Raw genomic sequence first — 20,731 nt, forward strand, 5'->3', positions numbered from 1 at the left:
CAATGCAATGACCAGGCGCAGTGTGACCATCGTCGGCGGCGGCCAGTCCGGCCTGCAGCTGGCGCTCGGGCTTCTGAAGGACGGCGGCTACGACGTCCGCGTCGTGCAGAACCGCACCGGCGAGGAGATCGCCGCGGGCAGGGTGACGTCGAGCCAGTGCATGTTCGACGAGGCGCTGCAGAACGAGCGCGACATCGGCGCGAACTTCTGGGAAGCCGACTGCCCGACCGTCGATTCGATCAACTTCGCCGTTCCGGCGCCGGACGGTTCCGGAGCAAAGGCGATCGACTGGAACGGCAAGCTCGACCGCTACGCCCAGAGCGTCGACCAGCGCGTCAAGTTTCCCGTCTGGATGAAGGAGGTGGAAAAGCGCGGCGGCACCATGGAGATTCACGACGCCTCGGTCGACGACCTGGAGACCTATGCGAAGGAGAGCGACCTCGTCGTGGTCGCCGCCGGCAAGGGCGAGATCGCCGGCATGTTCGCGCGCGACGACGAGAAATCGGTCTTCGACAAGCCGCAGCGGGCGCTGGCGCTGACCTACGTCACCGGCATGACGCCGCGGCCGGAGCACTCGGCGGTGTGCTTCAACCTGATCCCGACGGTCGGCGAGTATTTCGTGTTCCCCGCGCTGACCACCACGGGGCCCTGCGAGATCATGGTCTTCGAAGGCATTCCCGGCGGCCCGATGGACTGCTGGGGCGAGGTGAAGACGCCGGAGGCGCATCTGGAGACGTCGAAGTGGATCCTCGACACGTTCCTGCCCTGGGAGGCGGACCGCTGCCGCGACATCGAGCTCACCGACGACAACGGCGTGCTGGCGGGGCGCTTTCCCCCGACCGTCCGCCACCCCGTCGGCCGCCTGCCCTCCGGGCGCGCGGTTATGGGGATGGGCGACGTGGTGGTGCTCAACGACCCGATCACCGGGCAGGGCTCCAACAACGCCTCGAAATGCGCCCGCGTCTACATGGACGCGATCCTGGCAAACGGCGACCGGCCGTTCGACGAAGCGTGGATGCAGGCGACCTTCGACAGCTACTGGAGCTACGCGCAATACGTCTCGGGCTGGACCAACGCGCTGCTGCAACCGCCGCCGCCGCACGTGCTCGACATCATGGGTGCCGCGCAGCAGTTCCCGGCGCTGGCGAAGCGGATCGCCAACGGCTTCAACGACCCGACCGACTTCTTCCCGTGGTTCGCGGTGCCGGAGGAGGCCGACGCCTACCTGAAGTCGCTGGCCGCCTGAGGAGGGCCGGACGATGCCCGACGACGGCGGCATCGAGACCCGCTTCAGGCAGGGCATGCGCCGCCTCGCCTCCGGCGTCTCGGTGGTGGCGGCGCGGACGCCCGACGGCAAGCGCTGCGGCATCACCGCCACGGCCGTGTCGTCGCTGACCGTGGCGCCGCCGACCCTGCTCGTCTGCATCAACAAGGCGACCTGGCTCGGCGCCGAGATCGCACGGTCCGGCGCCTTTAGCGTCAACCTTCTCGGCCGCGGGCAGAAGCCGGTCGGCCTCGCCTTCGCGGGGATCGGCGGCCACTCCGGCGAGGACCGCTTCGCAGTCGGTCGCTGGCAGGACGGGGCCACCGGCGCCCCGCTCCTCGGCGGCGCGGTGGCCAGCTTCGAGTGCCTCGTCGATCAGGTGATCGACAGGTCGACGCACCTCATCGTCATCGGCCTCGTCCGGGAAGTGCACGGCGCAACCGAGGCCGGTCGCGGCCTGATCTACGCCGACGGCAACTTCGGCGTCTGCCTGCCCGTCTAAGGGCAGGGACCGCACCTGCCGTCCGACGCGCGCGGCGGACGCCTCTTCAGGCGGTGGACTTCTCAACGGACGCGACGGGAAAGTGAAATGGTGCCGCCAGGGTGACTCGAACACCCGACCTACGCATTACGAATGCGCCGCTCTACCAACTGAGCTATGGCGGCAACCTGAGCGCATCAATAGTGATGCGGGCGATGCTTTTCAAGCGCTAACGAAGTCCGGATGCACGGGCTCCCGGCGGCCGGCGGCGGCGGCTAGAAAAGCCCGAAGCGCCGCTTCGGCTTGTCGGTGTCCTCGTCGTCCGGGACCGGGCCGGGATCGTCCGGAGGGCGGTCGAACGCCATCGGCACAGCATCGCGATGCTCCTCGGCGGACCGGTCGCCGCCCGGCTCCGGCGTGGCATCGGCGCCCACCGGGACGGGCGCCTCAGGCTTTCCGGACCTGTCCGGCCGCGTCGCCCCGGTCTCGCTCTTCTCGGTACCGGTCCGCTGAGGGCCCGTCTTCTCAGGCCCCGTCTTCTCAGGCCCCGTCTTCTCAGGTCCCGTTTGCTCCGGTGACGCCTTCTGCGGTGGTGTCTTCTCCGGTACGGGCGCGGATCTGGCCTCGGTCTCCGGCGTCTTCCGGGGCGCATCCGAGGCGGAGCCGGGAGCGGCGGCCGCGCCCGGCGTGCCGGTATCCGATGCCTTCTCCGCGGAGGACCTGGCCGGGCTTGCCGGCGCGACGGGCGGCGCGGGACCCGTGGCCGCAGCCGCCGCGGCGCCGGCCGCCGGCGCGGAACCGGTCTTCGCCGTTTCAGTCTTCTCGATCTTGGGCGTCTTGGCGTCGGGTTCCGGGGCTACCGTCTTCGGTGTTTCCGCTGGCGCCGGCGCCGGTTTGTTAGCCTCCGGTCCGGCCGGCGCGGTCGTCGCGGCCGCCGGTCCGGCAGGGGCCGGGCTACCGGTCGGCGCGCTACCAGGGGACATGCTGCCAGTGGCCGCGCTTGCAGGTGCCGGGCTCGCGGGTGCCGGGGTTGCAGGGGCGGGACTTGCCTGGGGAGCCGCGGCCCCCGTCGGCGCCCGTGTCGCCGGCTGCGGCGTCACTTCGATCATCGCCCGCGGCGCGTCGATGGCCTCGGCCGGCGTGTCCGGTTCGTCCTGCCCGGGCGCTGTCAGCGCCTCGACCGGCACCTTCCATTCGAAGGCATCCAGTTGGCCGGTGATCGGCGACACCGGCGCCCACTCGGCGGCGATGTAGCCGTCGGCGGTCCAGGCGGGATCGCGCGGCGCGCGCACGGCGCGGGCGAGCCATTCGCGGACCTTGCCGGCGTCGCCGGTCTCGCCCTCCTCGATGTCGGCCATCAGCATGCAGATGCGCTGGCTCGGCGCCGAACGGGTCAGCGGCTCGACGGCCTTGCGCGCTTCCTTCCAGTCGCGCGCCTCGATCGCGGCGACGGCCACCGCGATGCGGCCCTCCTCGTTGTTGGGCATCTTCTGCAGGAGCGTCTGCGCGCGCTTCAGGCGGTCGCGGGCGGAGTCGCCGGGCCGCGCATGCGCGTAGACCTCGGCGAGATCGGGATGCGGCGACTGCCGCCATGTCTTCTCGATAATCCGGGTGACCTGCCGGGTGTTGCCGGCGGCGGCCGACAGCCGCCCGGCGACGACGGCAGCCGGCACCAGTTCCGGCGCCAGCTTGTGGGCTTCCAGCGCCAGAGCCAGCGCGCGCTCGGGTTCGGCCTCCTCGACCTCTATCGCCTGCGCCGTCATCAGCACGGCGCGGGAGCGCTTCGCCGCCTTCTTGTCGATCAGCCTGTGCTCTGCATTGCGTTCCACCGTCGCCAGCGCCGCCTGCCAGTCGCCCTCGCGGGTCTGCTGCTCGAGCAGCGCGTTCGCCGCCCAGCCGAGGCCCGGCGCCCGCTCGGCGGCGCGCGCGACGCACAGTCTGGCGGTTTCCTCGTCGCCCGCCCGCTGCGCCTCGATGAGCAGTCCGCGCAGCCCGAGCAGTTCGGTGTCGGGCCGCTCGGCCATCGTCTCGAACGCCTTCCGCGCTGCCTTGCGGTCGCCCGACAGCTGCGCTGCCTGGGCGTCGAGCAGGAGCGCCAGCGGCTCGTCGCGCAGCAGCTTGTCGGCCTCCTTGGCGGAATGGCGGGCCAGCCGGGCGTCGCCGGCGGCGGCCGCGATCATGCCGCGCGACAGGGCGCGGTAGCCCTTGGTCTGGCGCCGCTCCCGGAAGAAGCCCGACATCGCCGCGGGGCCGTGCAGGATCCAGCGGATCAGCGTCCACACGATCATCAGCGCGACGAATATGACGAGCACGGCGACCGCGGCGACCATCAGGCTCGTCTCGACGTGCCAGCCCTGCCAGTCGAGCACGATGTCGCCCGGCCGGTCGGCGAGCCACGCCGCGCCGAAGGCGACGACGCCGACGAGGAGAATGTAAAGTGCTACCCGGATCATGCTCCTGCCTCTGGCTCGATGATCAGTTCGTCGCCGGTTCCGGTGCGGCCGACGAGGTCGCGTTCGCCTTGCCGTTGCCGGGCTTCGCGTTCGCCTTGCCGGGCGCCGGCTTGCCGGACTGGGCCGGAGGCGTCGACGCGGGTTCCGACAGGGAGGCGGTCAGCGACGACGATATCTTCTCCAGCGCTCCCTCGACGGCGATACGCGCCTTCAGGTCGTCCGCCCAGGATTGTGATGCCTGCAGCGCGGGCGCGTCGAGCGACGCCCATTCGCTCTCCGCCGCCGACAGCTCGCCGGCCTGAAGGGCGGCCTCGATGCGGGCGACGGTCGCGCCGCGCCCCTCGCCTTCGGCCTCGCCGGTCGGCCGGACCCGGACCAGCGACCTGGCGCTCGTCATCAGCGAGCCGACCAGTCCCGTCTGAGAGTCCGCTCCCGCCGACAGGATCTCGTCCGACACGGCGTCGAACCGGGTCGCGAGCGTCTGCGCATCAGGCACGCCCGCGGCGGCGTGGTCCGCCAGGACGGCCAGGTCGGCGCTGTCGCCGACCAGCGGACGCAGCACGTCCAGTTCCGCCGTATAGGGAGCGCCGCTGTCGACCGCCTTTGCCAGCCCCGTCAGCGCAAGCGCGCCGGCAGCCGTGCGGGCGGCCTCCTGCGCGGCATTTGCGTCGCGTTCCTCGATCGATGTGCGGAACGCTGCAAGCTTGTCGTCGACGGTCGTGGCGGACTGGCTGACGGTGCCGCTCAGCTTGTCCAGTTCGTCGCGCATCGCCGTCAGTTCGGACTCGAGCCGCGCAAGCGTCTCGTCGGTCGCAGCGGACCCCGACTTCGCCAGCGCAGCCACCTGGTCCGCCGTCTGCTGCAACTGCTTGTCCAGTGCCGCCATGCGGTCCGACAGCGCGGCGATCGGTGCGGGCGTGTCCGGCGGCGTCCCGTCAGCGCCTGTCGCGGCCGGGCGCGTTTCCAGCGCTTCGACGCGCCGGGCAAGGTCGGACAGCAGCGTCTCGGCGTCGCCGGAAGCCGCTCCTCCTGCGCCTTCCAGCTTCTCCTCGAGAGCCGCCACCCGGGAATCGAGGGAAGGCCCGGCTGCGTCGTCGCCGGTGCCCGTCAGCGTGCCGAGCGAGGCCTCGAGGTCGCGGACGCGCCGGACCAGCGCATTCTTCGGGTCTGAGCCGAGCTCCTTGAGCGCCGACTGGATGTCGTTCACTTCCTTGCCGAGATCGCGCTTGGCGTCGCGCGCGGCGCTCGATTCCAGCGTCGCGATGCGCCGTCCGAGTTCCTGCGACTGGACCACGACGGCGTCCATCACCGTGCTCTGGTCGCGCGGCAGGATGCCGCCGTAATAGAGACCCAGATAGATGCCGAGCGCGATCAGCGCCCCGACCAGGCCGGCGCCGATCAGGCTTGCCCGCCGGGCGGTCGGGATCGGCGTCTCGCCGGAGCCGTTGCCGTTGTCCGATCCTCCCCCCTGACCGGACGGGCCGTTTCCGCCGGGGCCCGGCGGCCGCTTGCCGGCGCCGCCGGTCCCGCCAGTCCCCGCTTCGCCCGTCCCCGCGGAGCCCGGCTTTGCGCCCGCTGTCGATGCCGAGGGCTTGGTACCGGCGGCGGAAGGTACCGCGGATGCGGGCTTCGACGTGGCCGATGCTCTGGCAGGCGTTTCCTTCGCGGCGCGATCGGTCGGCTTCTCCTCCTTGAGGGGTGCCTTCGATGGGGCCTCCTTGGCCGCGCCGGACCCGGATGCTGCTTGCGAGGTGGTGCCCGTCGCCGACGATGCGGTCTTGGGCGAGCCGGCGCCGGACGAAGCGGCTGCCGGGGCGGCTGGCCCCGGGGATGATGCCGTCGCGCCGGCAACGGACGGCGAGGGGGACGACGAAGACGCCGCGGAGGCGCCCGCAGCCGCCGCGCCGGAAGCCGGCACGCTTGCGGCCGCCGGCGCGGCGGTCTCCTTCGAACCGGCCACCGGATCGGCCGTCTTGCCGGCGGTGTCTTCGGGGGATGCGGCGCCGGTCGGAGAAGCGGACGCGCCGGTGCCGGCCTTCGATCCCGACCGGGAGAGTTCCGTCGCCGTTCCCGCTATTGTGGGAGGTCGGACGGCGCGGCGCTTGCGACTGCCGGACTTGGGCACGCTTTTCCCGCTATCCGTGTTCCTGTCGGATCCCGCCCCTGCGGCTTTCGGATCGTCGTCGCCATTGCTCATGATCTAGCCACTGCCATTCCTGCCAACCGGCGCTGGAGGCTCCCCGTCAATCCCGAGGTCACGTCCTAGGGTTATACACGTTTTCGTTTTGCTGTTGCGAGACGAAGCGTCTCACTGTTGCCGACGAGCCTTAACCAAACCCTCAAGGGCCGCCAGCAGAGCCCGCTCGTTCGGTGCCTCGGCCACCGCGACTACCATGAAACCGCAGGAGGCGGCCGCCGTGCGGACTCCCTCCGACAGCACCACGGCGGGAACCCGAGCAAGCCGTGCCGACAGGCCGGTCCGCTCCGTGATGGCTCCGAACGCCAGCGCGCTGCGGGCGGAATGGAAAAGGATGGCGCTGACCATGCCCTGGGAGATCGCTGCTTTCACCGCATCGGGAAGGTCGGCGGCGGGCCGCGCCTCGTATACCACCACGCGCTCGCACCGATACCCCGCCCTCCTCAGGTCTTCGTCCAGATCCGCGCTGACATCGCGGCCGCTCAGGTAAACGACCGGCCCGCGCCCCGGTTCCCGCCCCCCCGCTTCCAGTGTCAGGCGCACCAGCGCTGCGAGATCGCCAGCGTCGCCCCCGGCCGACCGCACGTCCCTGAAACCGGCCTGACGGGCGGCGTCCGCCGTGCGGTCGCCGACGGCGAATGTCGGTACCTGCCTGAGTCGGTCCAGGTCCGGCCTGGCGGCGATTGCGGCGACGGCGTTGGCGCTGGTCAGCAGCAGCGCCGCGGGACGTTCCGCAACCTCGAAGCGGTCGACCGGCACGATGTCGAGGGCCGGCGCGGCGATGGCATCGATGCCCATCCGGGCGAGTTTTCCGATCGTGCGCCGCGCGTCTGCGGCCGGGCGCGTGACGAGGACCGTCAATGGCCGTCCCTGAGGGTGGCGAGGAACGCTTCGCCGGCGCTGTCGATGATCTCCCGGGCGGCGGAGCGGCCGAGCGCCTCGGCCTCCGCCGCGCTGCCGCTGCGCTCGGCGGCGAACGACGTCTGTCCGTCGTGGCTAATGACCAGACCGCCGAATCGCAATCTGCCGTCATGGACCGCGGCGTGGCCGGCGATCGGCGTCCGGCAGGAGCCGTCGAGGACGTCGAGGAACGACCGTTCACACGTCAGCGCCGCGGCGGTGTCGGCGTGGTTGATGGCGGCGACCAGGTCGTTGACCCGGCTGTCGTCCGCACGCGTCTCGACGGCGATGGCGCCTTGGCCGAGCGCCGGCGGGAACGTCTGGGGGTCGAACAGCGCGGCTGCCTCCGCCTCCGCGTGAAGCCGCTTCAGGCCGGCCAACGCCAGCAGCGTCGCGTGCACGGTGCCCGCCTCGAGCTTGCGCAGCCGGGTCTGCACGTTGCCCCGCAGCGTCACGACCTCGAGGTCCGGCCGGGCGCGCAGCACCAGCGCCTGGCGGCGAAGCGATGCAGTGCCGACGATGGCGCCGGCCGGCAGTTCGGCGAGCGATCCGGCGATGCGGCAGATGAAGGCGTCGCGGACGTCCTCGCGCGGCAGGAAGGCCGACAGCACCAGCCCGTCCGGAAGCCAGGTCGGCACGTCCTTGGCGGAATGGACTGCGAGATCCGCGCGGCCGTCGATCAGCGCCTCCTCGATCTCCTTGGTGAACAGTCCCTTGCCGCCGGCCTCGGCGAGCGTGCGGTCCTGGATCCGGTCGCCGGTCGTCTTCATCGCCACGACCGCGATGTCGCTCTCCGCGAGGCCGTGCGCGGCGCGCAGCCGGGCGGCGACCTCCTCGGCCTGGGCGAGCGCGAGCGGGCTTCCGCGGGTGGCGATGCGAATCGGCATGTCGGACAAGACGGATCCTTCTGGATGACGGCTGTGGATGACAGGTGCGGCCGGGGGCGACTATAGAGATGGGCACATGCGATTGAAAACGGCCTGAGGGTCGAAACGGGACCGGAACACGACGTGCGGGTACTTGGTATCGAGACGAGTTGCGACGAGACCGCGGCCGCGGTGGTGGAGCGCCGCGCCGACGGCTCGGGCGTCATCCTCTCCAACGTCGTCCTCAGCCAGCTTGCCGAGCACGCCCCGTTCGGCGGCGTCGTCCCCGAGATCGCCGCGCGTGCCCACGTCGAGGCGCTCGACTCCCTGATCGCCCGGGCGCTGCGGGAGCCCGGCATCGCGGCAGCCGATCTCGACGGCATCGCCGCGACCGCCGGCCCGGGGCTGATCGGCGGGCTGCTCGTCGGACTGATGACCGGCAAGGCGATCGCGGCGGCGGCCGGCAAGCCGTTCGTGGCGGTGAACCATCTGGAGGCGCACGCGCTGACCGCGCGGCTGAGCGACGGAATCGGTTTCCCCTACCTGCTGCTCCTCGTCACCGGCGGCCACACCCAGATCGTTGCGGTGCGCGGCGTGGGCACCTACGAGCGCTGGGGAACGACCGTCGACGATGCGGTCGGCGAGGCGTTCGACAAGGTCGCCAAGATGCTCGGTCTCGGCTGGCCGGGCGGCCCGGAGGTGGAGCGCATCGCTGCCGGCGGCGATCCGCAACGCTTCGCGTTTCCCCGGCCGATGGCCGGGCGGCCGGGCTGCGACTTCTCCTTTTCCGGATTGAAGACGGCGGTGCGGCTGGAGGCGCAGAAGCTGGCGCCGCTGAGCGACGGCGACGTCGCCGACCTGTGCGCCTCGTTCCAGGCCGCCGTCACCGATTCGCTGGCGGACCGGACGCGTTCGGCCCTGGAGCGGTTCGTCGCCGGCTCGGGCGACGCGCCGACCCTGGTCGTCGCCGGCGGCGTTGCCGCCAACGCCGCGGTGCGCGGGCGCCTCGAAGGACTCGCCGGGCACTACGGCGCAACGCTGGTGGCGCCGCCCCTCCGGCTGTGCGGCGACAACGCGGCGATGGTCGCCTGGGCGGGCTGCGAACGGCTGGCGCTCGGCAGATCCGACACGCTCGACGCCCCGGCGCGGGCGCGCTGGCCGCTCGACGAGATGGACGCGGCGTGATGGCCGTGCTCCGGACCGTATCCACCGTCGGCGTCGTCGGCGCCGGCGCCTGGGGAACGGCGCTCGCCGCCGCCGCGGCGCGGGCCGGCCGCGAGGTCCTGATCTGGGGCCGCGACGCCAGGACCGTCGACGACATCAACCGTCATCACGAGAACCGCCTCAGGCTTCCCGGCATCGCACTCGACGACGCCATCGCCGCCACCCGCTCGCTCGACCGGGTCTGCGCGATGGACGCGATCATCCTGGCCGTGCCGGCGCAGTCGGTGCGCGGCACGGCGGCGGACATGGCTGAGGCGTTGCCCGAGGGCCGTCCGGTCGTGGTTGCCGCCAAGGGATTCGAGCGCGGCAGCGGCGCCTTCATGTCCGACGTCGTCGCCGAGGTGCTGCCGCAGGCGGTCGTCGGCATCCTGTCGGGGCCGAGCTTCGCCGAGGACGTCGCCCACGGCCTGCCGACCGCCGTGACGCTGGCCTGCGCCGACGACGATCTCTGTTCGGCCCTCGTCGAGGCGATCGGGCACAACACCTTCCGGCCCTACCGCTCCGGCGACCTGATCGGCGTGCAGGTTGGCGGCGCGGTCAAGAACGTCCTGGCGATCGCCTGCGGCGTCGTCGTCGGCAAGGCGCTGGGCGCGAGCGCCCAGGCGGCGCTGGTGGCGCGGTCCTTCGCCGAACTGACCCGGCTCGGCCGGGCGCTCGGCGCCAGGCCCGAAACGCTGGCAGGCCTGTCCGGCCTCGGCGACCTCGTGCTGACGGCGACCAGCGCGCAGTCGCGCAACTATTCGTTCGGAGTGGCGCTCGGCCGCGGCGAGTCCGTCGACGAGCTGCTGGGGCCGCGCCGGCCAGTGACCGAGGGCGTCTGGACCGCTGCCGCCGTCGTCGGCCGGGCACGCGCGCTCGGCATCGAGATGCCGATCTGCGAGGCCGTCGCCGCGGTGGTCGCCGGCAGGCTGCCGGTAGATGCGGCGATCGAGGGCCTGCTGTCGCGGCCGTTCAGGTCCGAGGAATAGCCGATCGGCGCAGCCATGAGCGGATTCGATACCTATTATGATAGCAAATAGGCTGGACCGGGAGAATTAGCGGGTCTAATAGTGATCCGCCATGATCAGGAATCTCGACACCGCGCTGGTGCGCACCTTCGTGACGGTTGCCGGCTGCCGCAACATGACGGTAGCCGCCGACCGGCTGGCGCTGACCCAGGGCGCGGTCAGCCAGCAGATCCGGCGGCTTGAGGACGTGCTTCAGGTCGCCCTGTTCGACCGCGACCGACGTGGCCTGAAGCTGACGCCGCAGGGCGAGCGGCTGCTGGGTCTGTCGAAGCGGTTCCTGGAGATCAACGACGAGATCCTCTCCGAGATGAACGGCGCCGCCGTGCGCGGCAAGGTGCGGTTCGGGATTCCGCACGACCTGGTGACGAGCTGCCTGCCGCGCGTCCTGCCGGCCTTCGCCGATGCAAATCCCAATGTCGATGTCGAACTCGTCTGCGGCTCGTCCCCCGACCTGAGTGCCGCCATCGATCGCGGCGACGTCGACGTCGCCCTCGTCGAGGAGCGCGCCGACAGCGCGCGCGGCGAATGCCTCGGCGTCGAGCGCCTGCTCTGGATCGGTGCCCGCAACGGCACCGCGCATCGCAAGCGGCCGCTGCCCCTGTCGATCGTCAGCGAGACCTGCGTGTTCCGGCAGACCGTGCACGAGGCGCTGCGGGACGAGGGCGTCGACTGGCGCATGGTCTTCGAGAACGGCAATATCGACGCGACCATGACGACGGTGCGCACCGACATGGCGGTGACGCCCTCGCTTGCCTCCTTCGTGCCGCCCGACCTGCGCGTGCTGCCGCCCGACGCCGGCCTGCCCCAGCTGCCGAACTTCTCGATCGGCCTGTTCGTGCGGTCCGGCGACACCGACCGTGCCGTTGACGAGCTTGCCGCCCATATCCGGCGCGCCTTCGTCGGCGAGAAGCGGGACGCCGCCTGACCTGCGGCGATTGAAGAGCGGAGCGAATCGGCACTATCGTGCGCCCCTCAAACGCGGGCGACAGGGGCTTGAGGGAAGCATGGCGTACTGGCTGTTCAAATCGGAGCCCAATACCTGGTCGTGGGACGATCAGGTGAAGAAGGGCAGGACGGGCGAGGAGTGGGACGGGGTACGCAACTATCAGGCCCGCAACTTCATGCGCGAGATGAAGAAGGGCGACCTCGGCTTCTTCTATCACTCGGTCAACGAGAAGCGCATCGTCGGCATCGTCGAGGTGGTGGCGGAGGCGCATCCCGACTCCAGGGACGGGTCCGGCACCTGGGAATGCGTCGATATTGCCGCCGTCGAGCCGGTCCCAAACCCGGTCTCGCTGGACGACATCAAGGCGGAGCCGAAGCTCGCCGACATGGTGCTCGTCAACAATTCGCGCCTGTCCGTGCAGCCGGTGACGGCGGCCGAATGGAAGCAGATCCGCAAGATGGGCGGTCTCTAGGGCCGCGGCCCGGCCGGCGGCCGGCGGCCCTCTGGCCGCGACAGCCTGAGACCGACCACCGCGCCGATGACGGCGCCGCCGAACAGGCCGGCGATGATCATGATCGATCCGAAGAATCCGCATGCCGTCCCCGAGCACGCCTCCGTCGGGTCGCCGATCAGTGCCCCCGCGACGTAGCCCGCGGGAACCCCGAGGACGGCTCCGATGAGCGCGCCGATGGATGCTATGAGGACCGGGCGCATGCAGCCTTGCCTTGCTTCGATCTGGGAGCCGGCTTGAAGGCGCGGCGGGCGTGGCGACCGTGACCCAGCCCGAAACTCCGAATGCCGCCTTCGTCGAGGACAATACCACGCCGCGGCCGGTTCCGCTGTGTCCCGAGATCACCTTGCGGCTGGCCGACGAGGCGCTGCCGCTGTGGACGCGGACGGAGGAGGCGCTCGGCCGGATGGGGCTGCCGCCGCCGTTCTGGGCGTTCGCCTGGGCGGGCGGCCAGGCGCTGGCGCGATACGTTCTCGACAATCCTCCGGTTGTCCGCGGCCGCGCCGTGCTCGACCTCGGCGCCGGTTCCGGGCTGGTGGCGATCGCGGCGATGGCCGCCGGGGCGCAACGGGTGCTGGCCGCCGATCCGGATCGCTGGGCGATCGCGGCAATCGGCCTCAATGCCCGCCTCAACGGCGTCGAGGTCTCGGTCACCTGCGAGGACGTGCTCGAGGGCTCGGACCGGATCGCCGCCCGGTTCGGGACGATCCTCGTCGGCGACCTGTTCTACGAGCGCGAGGTCGCCGACAGGCTGTTTCCCCGCCTCGCCGCCTGGCGGGCGGCCGGCGCGACGGTGCTGATCGGCGATCCCGGCCGCAGCTATCTGCCGAAGGACCGGCTCGTCCGGATCGCCGAATACGGGGTGCCGCAGAGCCGCGAACTCGAGGACATGGAGATCAAGCGCACCGCCGTCTGGCGCCTCGCCTGACGTCCGGCGCCGGATTGTGCCGCCCGGCGCTTCCGCTACTGTCCTTCTGGCTCTAAACATCGTTCACGAAACGCCAATCCGGAGTTGCTCGACATGGTCTTCGCAGGAATCAACTATCTCGCCGTCGTCATCGCCGCAGTGGTCGGCTTGGCGGCGGGTGCCATCTGGTACCGGGCGTTCGGGACGGTTTGGATGGCCGCGCTCGGCCGCACCCGGGCCGACGTCACGCCGAAGCCCGGCCCGTACGTGGTTGCGGGAATCGCACAGCTGCTGATGGCCTACATGCTGGCCGGTGTGCTCGGACACCTCGGCGAGGTCAACGTGCAGAACGGCATCGTCGGCGCGGCCTTCATCTGGCTCGGCTTCGTTGCAACCTCGATCGCCGTCAACGATTCCTTCCAGGGCGCGCGGGTGACGCTGACCCTGATTGACGCGGGCCACTGGCTGGTCGTGCTGACCCTGATGGGCGCCGTCCTCGGCGCGTTCGGCGCATAGCAGGCGCCGGCGGATCGACGCTGTCGACGAAAGTTCCATGGCCCGGCCGTTGCCGGGCCGGGACGCCACCAGCATAATGCCGGCGAAAACGGGCGGGTGCCTGCCAGGGCGCACCGTCGAACCGATATTCCCGGGAGTAGAGGGAGGGATTAGATGCAGGACACGGTGATTCCGGTGCCCGAGGACTGGGCCAGGCGCGCCTATGTCGACGATGCGGCATACCAGCAGATGTACAGGCGGTCGGTGGACGACCCCGAGGGCTTCTGGGCCGAGCACGGCAAACGCATCGACTGGATCAGGCCCTATTCCCGGGTCAAGAACACCTCCTACGATCCGCACGACGTCTCGATCAAGTGGTTCGAGGACGGCACCCTGAACGTCGCGGCGAACTGCATCGACCGGCACCTCGAGGAGCGGGGCGATCAGGTCGCGATCATCTGGGAGGGCGACGACCCGGCCGACGACGCGAAGATCACCTACCGCGAGCTGCACGAGAAGGTCTGCCGCTTCGCCAACGTCCTGAAGAAGCTGGGCGCGAAGAAGGGCGACCGCATCACCATCTACATGCCGATGATCCCGGAGGCCGCCTACGCGATGCTCGCCTGCGCGCGCATCGGGGCGATCCATTCGGTGGTGTTCGGCGGCTTTTCCCCGGATTCGCTGGCCGGCCGCATCCAGGGGTGCGATTCCAACATCGTGATCACCGCCGACGAGGGCCTGCGCGGCGGCCGCAAGGTGCCGCTGAAGGCGAACACCGACGAGGCGCTGAAGAAGTGCCCGACGGTGAAGAACGTCGTGGTGGTCAGGCGCACCGGCGGCGACATTGGATGGGAAGAAGGCCGCGACGTCTGGCTGCACGACGAGATGCAGGCGGTTTCGGCCGACTGCCCGCCCGAGGAGATGAACGCCGAGGATCCGCTGTTCATCCTCTACACCTCCGGCTCGACCGGCCAGCCGAAGGGCGTCCTGCACACCTCCGGCGGCTATCTGGTCTACGCCTCGATGACCCATCACTACGTCTTCGACTACCACGACGGCGACGTCTACTGGTGCACCGCCGATGTCGGCTGGGTCACCGGCCACAGCTACATCGTCTACGGCCCGCTCGCCAACGGCGCCACGACGCTGATGTTCGAGGGCGTGCCGAACTATCCGACCGCGGCGCGGTTCTGGGAGGTCTGCGACAAGCACAAGGTCAACATCTTCTACACCGCCCCCACGGCGATCCGGGCTCTGATGGGGGCCGGCGACGACCTGGTGAAGAAGACCGACCGCTCCTCGCTGCGGCTGCTCGGCTCGGTCGGCGAGCCGATCAATCCCGAAGCCTGGATGTGGTACTACAACGTCGTCGGCGACGGGCGCTGCCCGATCGTCGACACATGGTGGCAGACGGAGACCGGCGGCATCCTGATCACGCCGCTGCCCGGCGCGACCGGACTGAAGCCCGGCTCGGCGACGCGGCCGTTCTTTGGCATCCAGCCGGCGCTGATGGACGGCGAAGGCAACGAGCTGACCGGGGCCGCCTCCGGCAACCTGGTCATCACGGACTCCTGGCCCGGCCAGATGCGCACCGTCTACGGCGACCACGAGCGCTTCGTGCAGACCTACTTCTCGACCTACAAGGGCATGTACTTCACCGGCGACGGCTGCCGCCGCGACGAGGACGGCTACTACTGGATCACCGGCCGCGTCGACGACGTCATCAACGTCTCCGGCCACCGCATGGGCACGGCGGAAGTCGAATCCTCGCTGGTCGCCCATCCGAAGGTGTCGGAGGCCGCCGTGGTCGGCTATCCGCACGACATCAAGGGCCAGGGCATCTATGCCTACGTCACGCTGATGTCGGGCGAGACGCCGAGCGAGGACCTGCGCAAGGAACTCGTCGCCTGGGTCCGAAAGGATATCGGCCCGATCGCCTCGCCGGACCTGATCCAGTGGGCGCCGGGCCTGCCCAAGACGCGCTCCGGCAAGATCATGCGCCGAATCCTGCGCAAGATTGCCGAGGACGAGTTCTCCAATCTCGGCGACACCTCGACGCTCGCCGACCCGGCTGTCGTCGACGACCTGATCGACAATCGTCAGAACCGGGCGAAGTCGTCGGCCTGAGGGCGGTGCCCCGTTGCTGGCGCGCGCGGCTCCTCACTGCCGGAACCAGCAGCCGCGCTGCGGCGTTCTTCTGAAAACCAACCGGCGTCCGGACCGAGAGGTTCGGGCGCCGCGGCATTCAGGAGATCCGTCATGAAAGGCATTCTGCTCTGGGCCATCGGCGTCCCGATTCCCATCATCATTCTGATCTATCTGCTGTTCTGAGGAACTTTTGCAAACGGCCCGCCGCGGGCGCCGACTCGTCGGAGTCCGGTTCGTCGGCGGGTCGATTGTCCGTTGCGGCCCGTGCCAAGGCCTTGATGCAGCGGACGTTATGGCAACACGGCGTGAATCGACCCGGTAGCGGGCCAGATCGCCTGAAGTCGCCGCGGAGCGGATGCTTCGTCAGCGGCGTCACTTTTTTGCGCCTTGCCGCCTTTGCCTGAGGCCATGCGTCCTATCGGTTGTTTTGGACATGGTCATCCGGTCGTCGCGGCCACCCCATCCGGCCAGGTCGGACAGGAACTGGCGCACGCGCGCCCAGCAGGTTCGCGGGCGGCCTCAGAAGTCGCTCGCGATCCCCTTGCGCTCCCAGTCGCCGAACCGCGTCGGCTCCGGGCCTTTCGGCCCATTATACTCCTTCGGACGCTCCGATTTCGCCGCGTCGGCCTCCGCGCGTCGGGCCTCCGCCTCGGCAAGCGCGCGCTTGGCTGCGTCCTTGCGGCGTTTCTCGACCTCTGCGTCGTTCGGTGAATTGGTCATTTCGGTCATATCTTGTCGCTATGTGGAACCAAACCAACATATAGACGGTCGATCGTAAAGACTGGGCTTCGAAGGAAGGATCACGGACCGATGGCCGGGTATTTCAGAACGGCAATCCTGCTGGCGGGCATGACGGCGCTGTTCATGGGCGTCGGCTACCTGCTCGGCGGTTCCGGCGGCATGATGATCGCCTTCGCCGTCGCCTTGGCGATGAACGCGTTCAGCTACTGGAATTCCGACAAGGTCGTGCTGCGCATGTACAACGCGCGCGAGGTCGACGCGCGCACCGCGCCGGAATTCTATTCGATGATCCGGGACCTGGCGGCGAACGCCGACCTGCCGATGCCGAAGGTCTACATCATCGAGAACCCGCAGCCGAACGCCTTCGCCACCGGGCGCAATCCGCAGAACGCCGCCGTCGCCGCGACGACCGGCATCCTGCAATCCCTGTCACGCGAGGAACTCGCCGGCGTCATGGCGCACGAACTCGCGCACGTGAAGCACCACGACACGCTGATCATGACGATCACCGCGACCATGGCCGGCGCGATCTCGATGCTCGCCAACTTCGCGCTGTTCTTCGGCGGCAGCCGCAACAATCCGCTCGGCCTCGTCGGCACCATCCTGATGATGATCCTTGCGCCGCTCGCGGCCATGCTGGTGCAGATGGCGATCTCCCGGTCGCGCGAGTACGAGGCCGACCGGATAGGCGCGGAGATCTGCGGCCAGCCGCTGTGGCTCGCCTCGGCGCTCGGCAAGATCGCCGGCGCCGCGAAGCGCATCCCCAACCAGGCCGCAGAGCGCAATCCGGCGACCGCCCACATGTTCATCATCAACCCGCTGCACGGCGAGCGCATGGACAGCCTGTTCTCCACCCACCCGGCCACCGAGAACCGCGTCGCCAGGCTGCGCGAGATGGCCGCCGGGATGGGCGCTGGAATGGGCGCAGCGACGCCGGCCGGCCGCAGCGGTCCGTGGGGCGGCGGGCCGGACCCGTCGGCCGGCTCGGGCAGCGTACCCCCGGCGGGATCGCGGCCCGGCGGATCCCGGTCGGGCGGATCCCGGTCGGGCGGATCCTCGGGTCCCGCCCGCGGCCCGTGGGGCTAACCCGGCTTCGTGGCCCGCGACACCGCACAATGGAAGGCTGCGCGGCGGCGAAAGGCCCCCGCAAGCCCTGGCCGGCCCGCTCCGGCCGGGCTGGAGGCGCGCCGCATCGCGGTGGATATCGTCGCCGGTGCCCTGAAGCGCGCGCAGACGCTCGACGCGGCACTCGACAGCGAGCATGGCCACCCCGATCTGGCTAGGCTCGATGCGCGCGACCGGGCCTTCGTCAAGGTGCTCGCCGCCGAGACGCTGCGCCGGCACGGCCAGATCGACCTGGCGATCAAGCGGTTCCTCGAAAAGCCGCTGCCGAAATCCGCGGCCATGGTCAACACCATCCTGTCGGTGGGCGCCTGCCAGATCCTGTTCCTCGACGTGCCCCCCCATGCCGCCGTCGACACGGCCGTCAGCCTGGCGGCCGCCGACAGGGCCGGTCGGCACTTCCGCGGCGTGGTCAATGCAGTCCTGCGGCGCATCGACGGGGCACGTGATGACTTACGTGCCATGCCGGATCCCGGCAGGCTCAACACCCCCGGCTGGCTCGCGGACCGCTGGACCGCGGCATACGGGGCGGAGGTCGCCGGCGCGATCATGGCCGCCCATCTCGAAGAGCCGCCGCTCGACCTGACGGTGCGGTCGGAACCGGAGGTCTGGGCGCAGCGCCTCGGCGGGACCGCGCTGCCGACCGGGACGGTCCGGCTGACCGGCGCCGGCGACGTCACCAGGCTCGCCGGGTTCGAGGACGGCGCCTGGTGGGTCCAGGACGTCGCCGCGGCGCTGCCTGCGAAGCTCCTCGGCAATGTGCAGGGACTGCGCGTCGTCGACCTCTGCGCCGCACCCGGCGGCAAGACGGCGCAGCTGGCCGCCGCCGGTGCGACCGTCACCGCGGTCGACCGCTCCGCAGCGCGCATGAAGCGCCTCGAGGCAAATCTTGCCCGGCTGGGGCTGGCCGCGAGGACGGTCGTTGCCGACGCCGCCGAATGGCAGCCGGACGAACCGTTCGACGCGGTGCTGCTGGACGCTCCCTGCGCGGCGACCGGGACGTTGCGGCGCCATCCCGACATCGCATGGATCCGGCGGGCGTCCGAGATCGGCCGGCTTGCCGACCTGCAGCGCCGCCTGCTGCGGCGTGCCGTCGACATCGTCAAGCCCGGCGGCACCATCGTCTACGCCACCTGCTCGCTGGAGCCGGAGGAATGCGAGGCAGGCGTCGACGCCCTGATCGACGCTGGCGCGCCGGTCGAACGGGTGCCGGTCGGCGCCGGGGAGATCTTCGGTCTCGACCAGTGCCTCAGCCCCGCCGGAGACCTGCGGACGCTCCCTGCCCATACGCCGGTTCCAGGTCGCGATCCCTCGGATCGCGATCCGCGCGGCGGCATGGACGGGTTCTACGCGGCCCGCCTCGTTCGAACGTGATCGCGAGGGTCGGCGCTGCGCTTCACAGCGGCGAAATGCTTTGCCGGCGCGGGGTCTTGCGGGTCGCTCAGTATTATTAAACTTTTATCGTTAATAGTCGGGGCCCGAGTGAAGGGAACCGGGCCAGCCGGCCACGGGTGGGAGGCCGGCGACCGCGCGATCGCGATCGCGCGCACGAGAAAGAGGCTGCGGCAGGTATGGCCGGCATAGCGTTAGGGGATCGCGTAAGGATCGGCACGATCCTGGCCGGGCATCAGCTGCGCTCGATGCTGACCGGCGCCTATGCGGGTCCGTTTTCTCGCTGGCGCCTTTCCGGCGGCGCACCGGACCGTCTGACCGTCGCCCCGCATGATCTGAGAACAGCCGATCCGACGATTGCCGAGGATTTCTATTCCGGCCGCTACGCGCTCGCCGGATCGGTCGTCGACATCGGCGGGAACTCGCCCTTCACCATCGATCCGCCCTCGGCGGAGTGGCAGCGCGCGCTGCACGGCTTCGGCTGGCTTCGTCACATGCGGGCCGCAGACACCGAACTGACCCGCCTGCACACGCGCGCGCTGATCGCCGACTGGATCAACGAGTACGGCAGTTACGACCACGCGGTGTGGGCTCCCGAGATCATCGCCCGGCGCTTGGTCTCCTGGCTCAGCCATTCGCCGCTGATCCTGCGCGGGGCCGACCAGGCCTTCTACCGGCGATTCATGCGGTCGCTGGCCCGCCAGGTGCGATACCTCGCCCGCGCCGCCGATGACGCGCCGGACGGCACGCCGCGCCTGATCTGCGTGATCGCGCTGTGCTACGCGGGCCTGTGCATGACCGGCCGGCAGCGGCTGCTGCGCCAGTCGGCGCGCTGGCTCGATTCCGAACTGGTCCGCCAGGTCCTGCCCGACGGCGGCCATGTCAGCCGGAATCCGGACGCGATCGTCCGCATCCTGCTGGACCTGCTGCCGCTGCGCCAGACGTTCGCCGCGCGCGACCTGCCGCCGTCCGCTGCGCTGATCTCGGCCATCGACCGGATGATGCCGATGCTGCGGTTCTTCCGGCACGGCGACGGGGCGCTCGCCCATTTCAACGGCATGGGGCCGACCTATCCGGACGTGATGGCGACCCTGCTCGCCTATGACGAGAGCCGGGGCGCGCCGGTGCTGAACGCCAGCTATTCCGGCTACCAGCGTCTGCAGGCCGCCGACACCGTCATCATCGTCGACACCGGCGCACCGCCCCCGCCGCTGCTGAGCCGGGAAGCCCATGCCGGCTGCCTGTCGTTCGAGTTCTCCTCGGGACCGGACCGGATCATCGTCAACTGCGGCGTCCCGGCATTCGGCAACGCCCAGTGGCGCGTGGTGTCCCGGTCGACGGCCGCCCATTCGACCGCAGCCCTGGAAGATACCTCCTCGTGCCGATTCGCCACGAGCCCGATGGTCCTGAAGAAGCTGGGACCGATCATGCTGTCGGGGCCGCGCAACGTCACCGTCGAGCGTCATGATGCCGAGGTGATGGCCCTCAGCGCCGGCCACGACGGCTATCGCAGCGACTTCGGCATCCTGCACGAGCGCCGCATCGCGCTGTCCCCCGACGGCGGGCGGATCGACGGGGAGGATGTCTTCTCGACTGCTGCGGGGGCCGGTTCGCGCGCCAACCCGAGCTATGCGGTCCGCTTCCACCTGCACCCCGGCGTCAGGGCGACCCTGACGCGCGATCACAGCCGCGCCATCCTCGCGCCGGCCCGCGGCGAGCCGTGGGAACTCTATGCAGGCGGGGCCGACATCAGCATCGAGGAAAGCGTCTATCTCGGCGGCCTCGACGGCGCCCGCCGCACCGACCAGATCGTCGTGCACGGGCGCGCCCGGCATTCGCCGCGGGTCACCTGGCGGCTGCAGAGGCTGGATCGCCGGGAACGGGTGGCGGAGAGCCCCGGCGAGCCCGGCGAGCTGCCGCTGGTCAGCGAGGTGGAGGAGGCCGTCGTCGCCGCGCCGTCCGACGCGGAGGCGGAGGCGCCCGAGGTGTCCGAAGACGCGGACCCGGAAGAGCGCTCCTGACTCCGCCGTGATGCCGCAGGAGGGAGACCGTGCGGCCGGCCCGCCTGGCCGGCATG

General features: G+C 70.4%; 18 protein-coding genes and 1 tRNA gene. 12 read left to right on the forward strand and 7 right to left on the reverse strand.

Going from position 1 to position 20,731, the window contains the following annotated elements; translation table 11 throughout:
- The first annotated feature begins 7 nt into the window (after nt 1-7).
- A complete protein-coding gene (locus V3328_RS25485; protein WP_340332549.1) occupies nt 8-1,246 on the forward strand; it encodes a styrene monooxygenase/indole monooxygenase family protein in 1,239 nt (412 codons plus the stop codon).
- Nucleotides 1,247-1,259: 13 nt separating this feature from the next.
- On the forward strand, nt 1,260-1,766 hold the full coding sequence (locus V3328_RS25490) for a flavin reductase family protein (RefSeq protein ID WP_340332550.1): 507 nt from the start codon (nt 1,260-1,262) through the stop codon (nt 1,764-1,766).
- 88 nt (nt 1,767-1,854) lie between these two features.
- Here the strand turns inward: V3328_RS25490 and V3328_RS25495 are convergent.
- The 5 genes from V3328_RS25495 to hemC all read right to left on the reverse strand — a co-directional run bounded on the left by V3328_RS25495 (nt 1,855) and on the right by hemC (nt 8,182).
- A tRNA-Thr gene (locus V3328_RS25495) sits at nt 1,855-1,930 on the reverse strand.
- Nucleotides 1,931-2,020: 90 nt separating this feature from the next.
- On the reverse strand, nt 2,021-4,198 hold the full coding sequence (locus V3328_RS25500; RefSeq protein ID WP_340332551.1) for a heme biosynthesis protein HemY: 2,178 nt from the start codon (nt 4,196-4,198) through the stop codon (nt 2,021-2,023).
- A 22-nt stretch (nt 4,199-4,220) separates the two neighbouring features.
- Nucleotides 4,221-6,158 (reverse strand): COG4223 family protein, encoded by a 1,938-nt coding sequence (locus tag V3328_RS25505; RefSeq protein WP_340332552.1) that lies wholly within the window; start codon nt 6,156-6,158, stop codon nt 4,221-4,223.
- A 348-nt stretch (nt 6,159-6,506) separates the two neighbouring features.
- Nucleotides 6,507-7,256, reverse strand: a complete 750-nt coding sequence (locus tag V3328_RS25510) for a uroporphyrinogen-III synthase (protein WP_340332553.1) — start codon at nt 7,254-7,256, stop codon at nt 6,507-6,509.
- Nucleotides 7,253-8,182 (reverse strand): hydroxymethylbilane synthase, encoded by a 930-nt coding sequence (gene hemC, locus V3328_RS25515; protein ID WP_340332554.1) that lies wholly within the window; start codon nt 8,180-8,182, stop codon nt 7,253-7,255. Before hemC ends, V3328_RS25510 begins: the two co-directional genes overlap by 4 nt.
- A 123-nt stretch (nt 8,183-8,305) precedes the next feature.
- Between hemC and tsaD the strand changes: the two genes are divergently transcribed.
- From tsaD to V3328_RS25535, 4 genes are all read left to right on the forward strand, one after another.
- Entirely contained in the window at nt 8,306-9,346 is a 1,041-nt protein-coding gene (gene tsaD, locus V3328_RS25520; protein WP_340332555.1) for a tRNA (adenosine(37)-N6)-threonylcarbamoyltransferase complex transferase subunit TsaD, read from the forward strand.
- Nucleotides 9,346-10,353, forward strand: coding sequence for an NAD(P)H-dependent glycerol-3-phosphate dehydrogenase (locus tag V3328_RS25525; protein WP_340332556.1), 1,008 nt, complete (start codon nt 9,346-9,348; stop codon nt 10,351-10,353). Before tsaD ends, V3328_RS25525 begins: the two co-directional genes overlap by 1 nt.
- Nucleotides 10,354-10,444: 91 nt before the next feature.
- On the forward strand, nt 10,445-11,317 hold the full coding sequence (locus V3328_RS25530; protein ID WP_340332557.1) for a LysR family transcriptional regulator: 873 nt from the start codon (nt 10,445-10,447) through the stop codon (nt 11,315-11,317).
- Nucleotides 11,318-11,396: 79 nt separating this feature from the next.
- Nucleotides 11,397-11,810: an EVE domain-containing protein gene (locus V3328_RS25535; RefSeq protein WP_340332558.1), complete on the forward strand. Its 414-nt coding sequence runs from the start codon at nt 11,397-11,399 to the stop codon at nt 11,808-11,810.
- On the opposite strand, the gene V3328_RS25540 is transcribed toward V3328_RS25535, so the two are convergent.
- Complete coding sequence (locus V3328_RS25540; protein WP_340332559.1) at nt 11,807-12,052, reverse strand: hypothetical protein; 246 nt, start codon at nt 12,050-12,052, stop codon at nt 11,807-11,809. The genes V3328_RS25535 and V3328_RS25540 overlap by 4 nt on opposite strands.
- 50 nt (nt 12,053-12,102) lie before the next feature.
- Between V3328_RS25540 and V3328_RS25545 the strand changes: the two genes are divergently transcribed.
- From V3328_RS25545 to acs, 3 genes are all read left to right on the forward strand, one after another.
- A complete protein-coding gene (locus tag V3328_RS25545) occupies nt 12,103-12,777 on the forward strand; it encodes a class I SAM-dependent methyltransferase (protein ID WP_378758836.1) in 675 nt (224 codons plus the stop codon).
- A 93-nt stretch (nt 12,778-12,870) separates the two neighbouring features.
- The gene (locus tag V3328_RS25550; protein ID WP_340332560.1) at nt 12,871-13,272 is read left to right on the forward strand and encodes a DUF1761 domain-containing protein; all 402 of its coding nucleotides are present in this window, start codon (nt 12,871-12,873) and stop codon (nt 13,270-13,272) included.
- Between the two features lie 153 nt (nt 13,273-13,425).
- Nucleotides 13,426-15,378: an acetate--CoA ligase gene (gene acs, locus V3328_RS25555; protein ID WP_340332561.1), complete on the forward strand. Its 1,953-nt coding sequence runs from the start codon at nt 13,426-13,428 to the stop codon at nt 15,376-15,378.
- 540 nt (nt 15,379-15,918) lie between these two features.
- Here the strand turns inward: acs and V3328_RS25560 are convergent.
- Nucleotides 15,919-16,119, reverse strand: coding sequence for a DUF1674 domain-containing protein (locus tag V3328_RS25560; RefSeq protein ID WP_340332562.1), 201 nt, complete (start codon nt 16,117-16,119; stop codon nt 15,919-15,921).
- A 90-nt stretch (nt 16,120-16,209) separates the two neighbouring features.
- On the opposite strand from V3328_RS25560, the gene htpX reads away from it, so the two are divergent.
- From htpX to V3328_RS25575, 3 genes are all read left to right on the forward strand, one after another.
- The gene (htpX, locus tag V3328_RS25565; RefSeq protein ID WP_340332563.1) at nt 16,210-17,226 is read left to right on the forward strand and encodes a zinc metalloprotease HtpX; all 1,017 of its coding nucleotides are present in this window, start codon (nt 16,210-16,212) and stop codon (nt 17,224-17,226) included.
- Nucleotides 17,227-17,316: 90 nt separating this feature from the next.
- The gene (locus V3328_RS25570; protein WP_340332590.1) at nt 17,317-18,636 is read left to right on the forward strand and encodes an RsmB/NOP family class I SAM-dependent RNA methyltransferase; all 1,320 of its coding nucleotides are present in this window, start codon (nt 17,317-17,319) and stop codon (nt 18,634-18,636) included.
- A gap of 197 nt (nt 18,637-18,833) precedes the next feature.
- Complete coding sequence (locus tag V3328_RS25575) at nt 18,834-20,675, forward strand: heparinase II/III family protein (RefSeq protein ID WP_340332564.1); 1,842 nt, start codon at nt 18,834-18,836, stop codon at nt 20,673-20,675.
- Nucleotides 20,676-20,731 lie beyond the last annotated feature (56 nt).

Origin of the sequence: Microbaculum marinum (assembly GCF_037855135.1) — a bacterium.
Lineage (GTDB): Bacteria > Pseudomonadota > Alphaproteobacteria > Rhizobiales > Tepidamorphaceae > Microbaculum > Microbaculum marinum.

Bases quoted from the DNA above. Each gene is read 5' to 3' on its own strand.
- V3328_RS25485 (WP_340332549.1), top strand. From the start codon at position 8: ATGACCAGGCGCAGTGTGACCATCGTCGGCGGCGGCCAGTCCGGCCTG.
- V3328_RS25490 (WP_340332550.1), top strand. From the start codon at position 1,260: ATGCCCGACGACGGCGGCATCGAGACCCGCTTCAGGCAGGGCATGCGC.
- V3328_RS25500 (WP_340332551.1), bottom strand. From the start codon at position 4,198: ATGATCCGGGTAGCACTTTACATTCTCCTCGTCGGCGTCGTCGCCTTC.
- hemC (WP_340332554.1), bottom strand. From the start codon at position 8,182: ATGCCGATTCGCATCGCCACCCGCGGAAGCCCGCTCGCGCTCGCCCAG.
- V3328_RS25525 (WP_340332556.1), top strand. From the start codon at position 9,346: ATGGCCGTGCTCCGGACCGTATCCACCGTCGGCGTCGTCGGCGCCGGC.
- V3328_RS25530 (WP_340332557.1), top strand. From the start codon at position 10,445: ATGATCAGGAATCTCGACACCGCGCTGGTGCGCACCTTCGTGACGGTT.
- V3328_RS25535 (WP_340332558.1), top strand. From the start codon at position 11,397: ATGGCGTACTGGCTGTTCAAATCGGAGCCCAATACCTGGTCGTGGGAC.
- V3328_RS25540 (WP_340332559.1), bottom strand. From the start codon at position 12,052: ATGCGCCCGGTCCTCATAGCATCCATCGGCGCGCTCATCGGAGCCGTC.
- V3328_RS25550 (WP_340332560.1), top strand. From the start codon at position 12,871: ATGGTCTTCGCAGGAATCAACTATCTCGCCGTCGTCATCGCCGCAGTG.
- acs (WP_340332561.1), top strand. From the start codon at position 13,426: ATGCAGGACACGGTGATTCCGGTGCCCGAGGACTGGGCCAGGCGCGCC.
- V3328_RS25560 (WP_340332562.1), bottom strand. From the start codon at position 16,119: ATGACCAATTCACCGAACGACGCAGAGGTCGAGAAACGCCGCAAGGAC.
- htpX (WP_340332563.1), top strand. From the start codon at position 16,210: ATGGCCGGGTATTTCAGAACGGCAATCCTGCTGGCGGGCATGACGGCG.
- V3328_RS25575 (WP_340332564.1), top strand. From the start codon at position 18,834: ATGGCCGGCATAGCGTTAGGGGATCGCGTAAGGATCGGCACGATCCTG.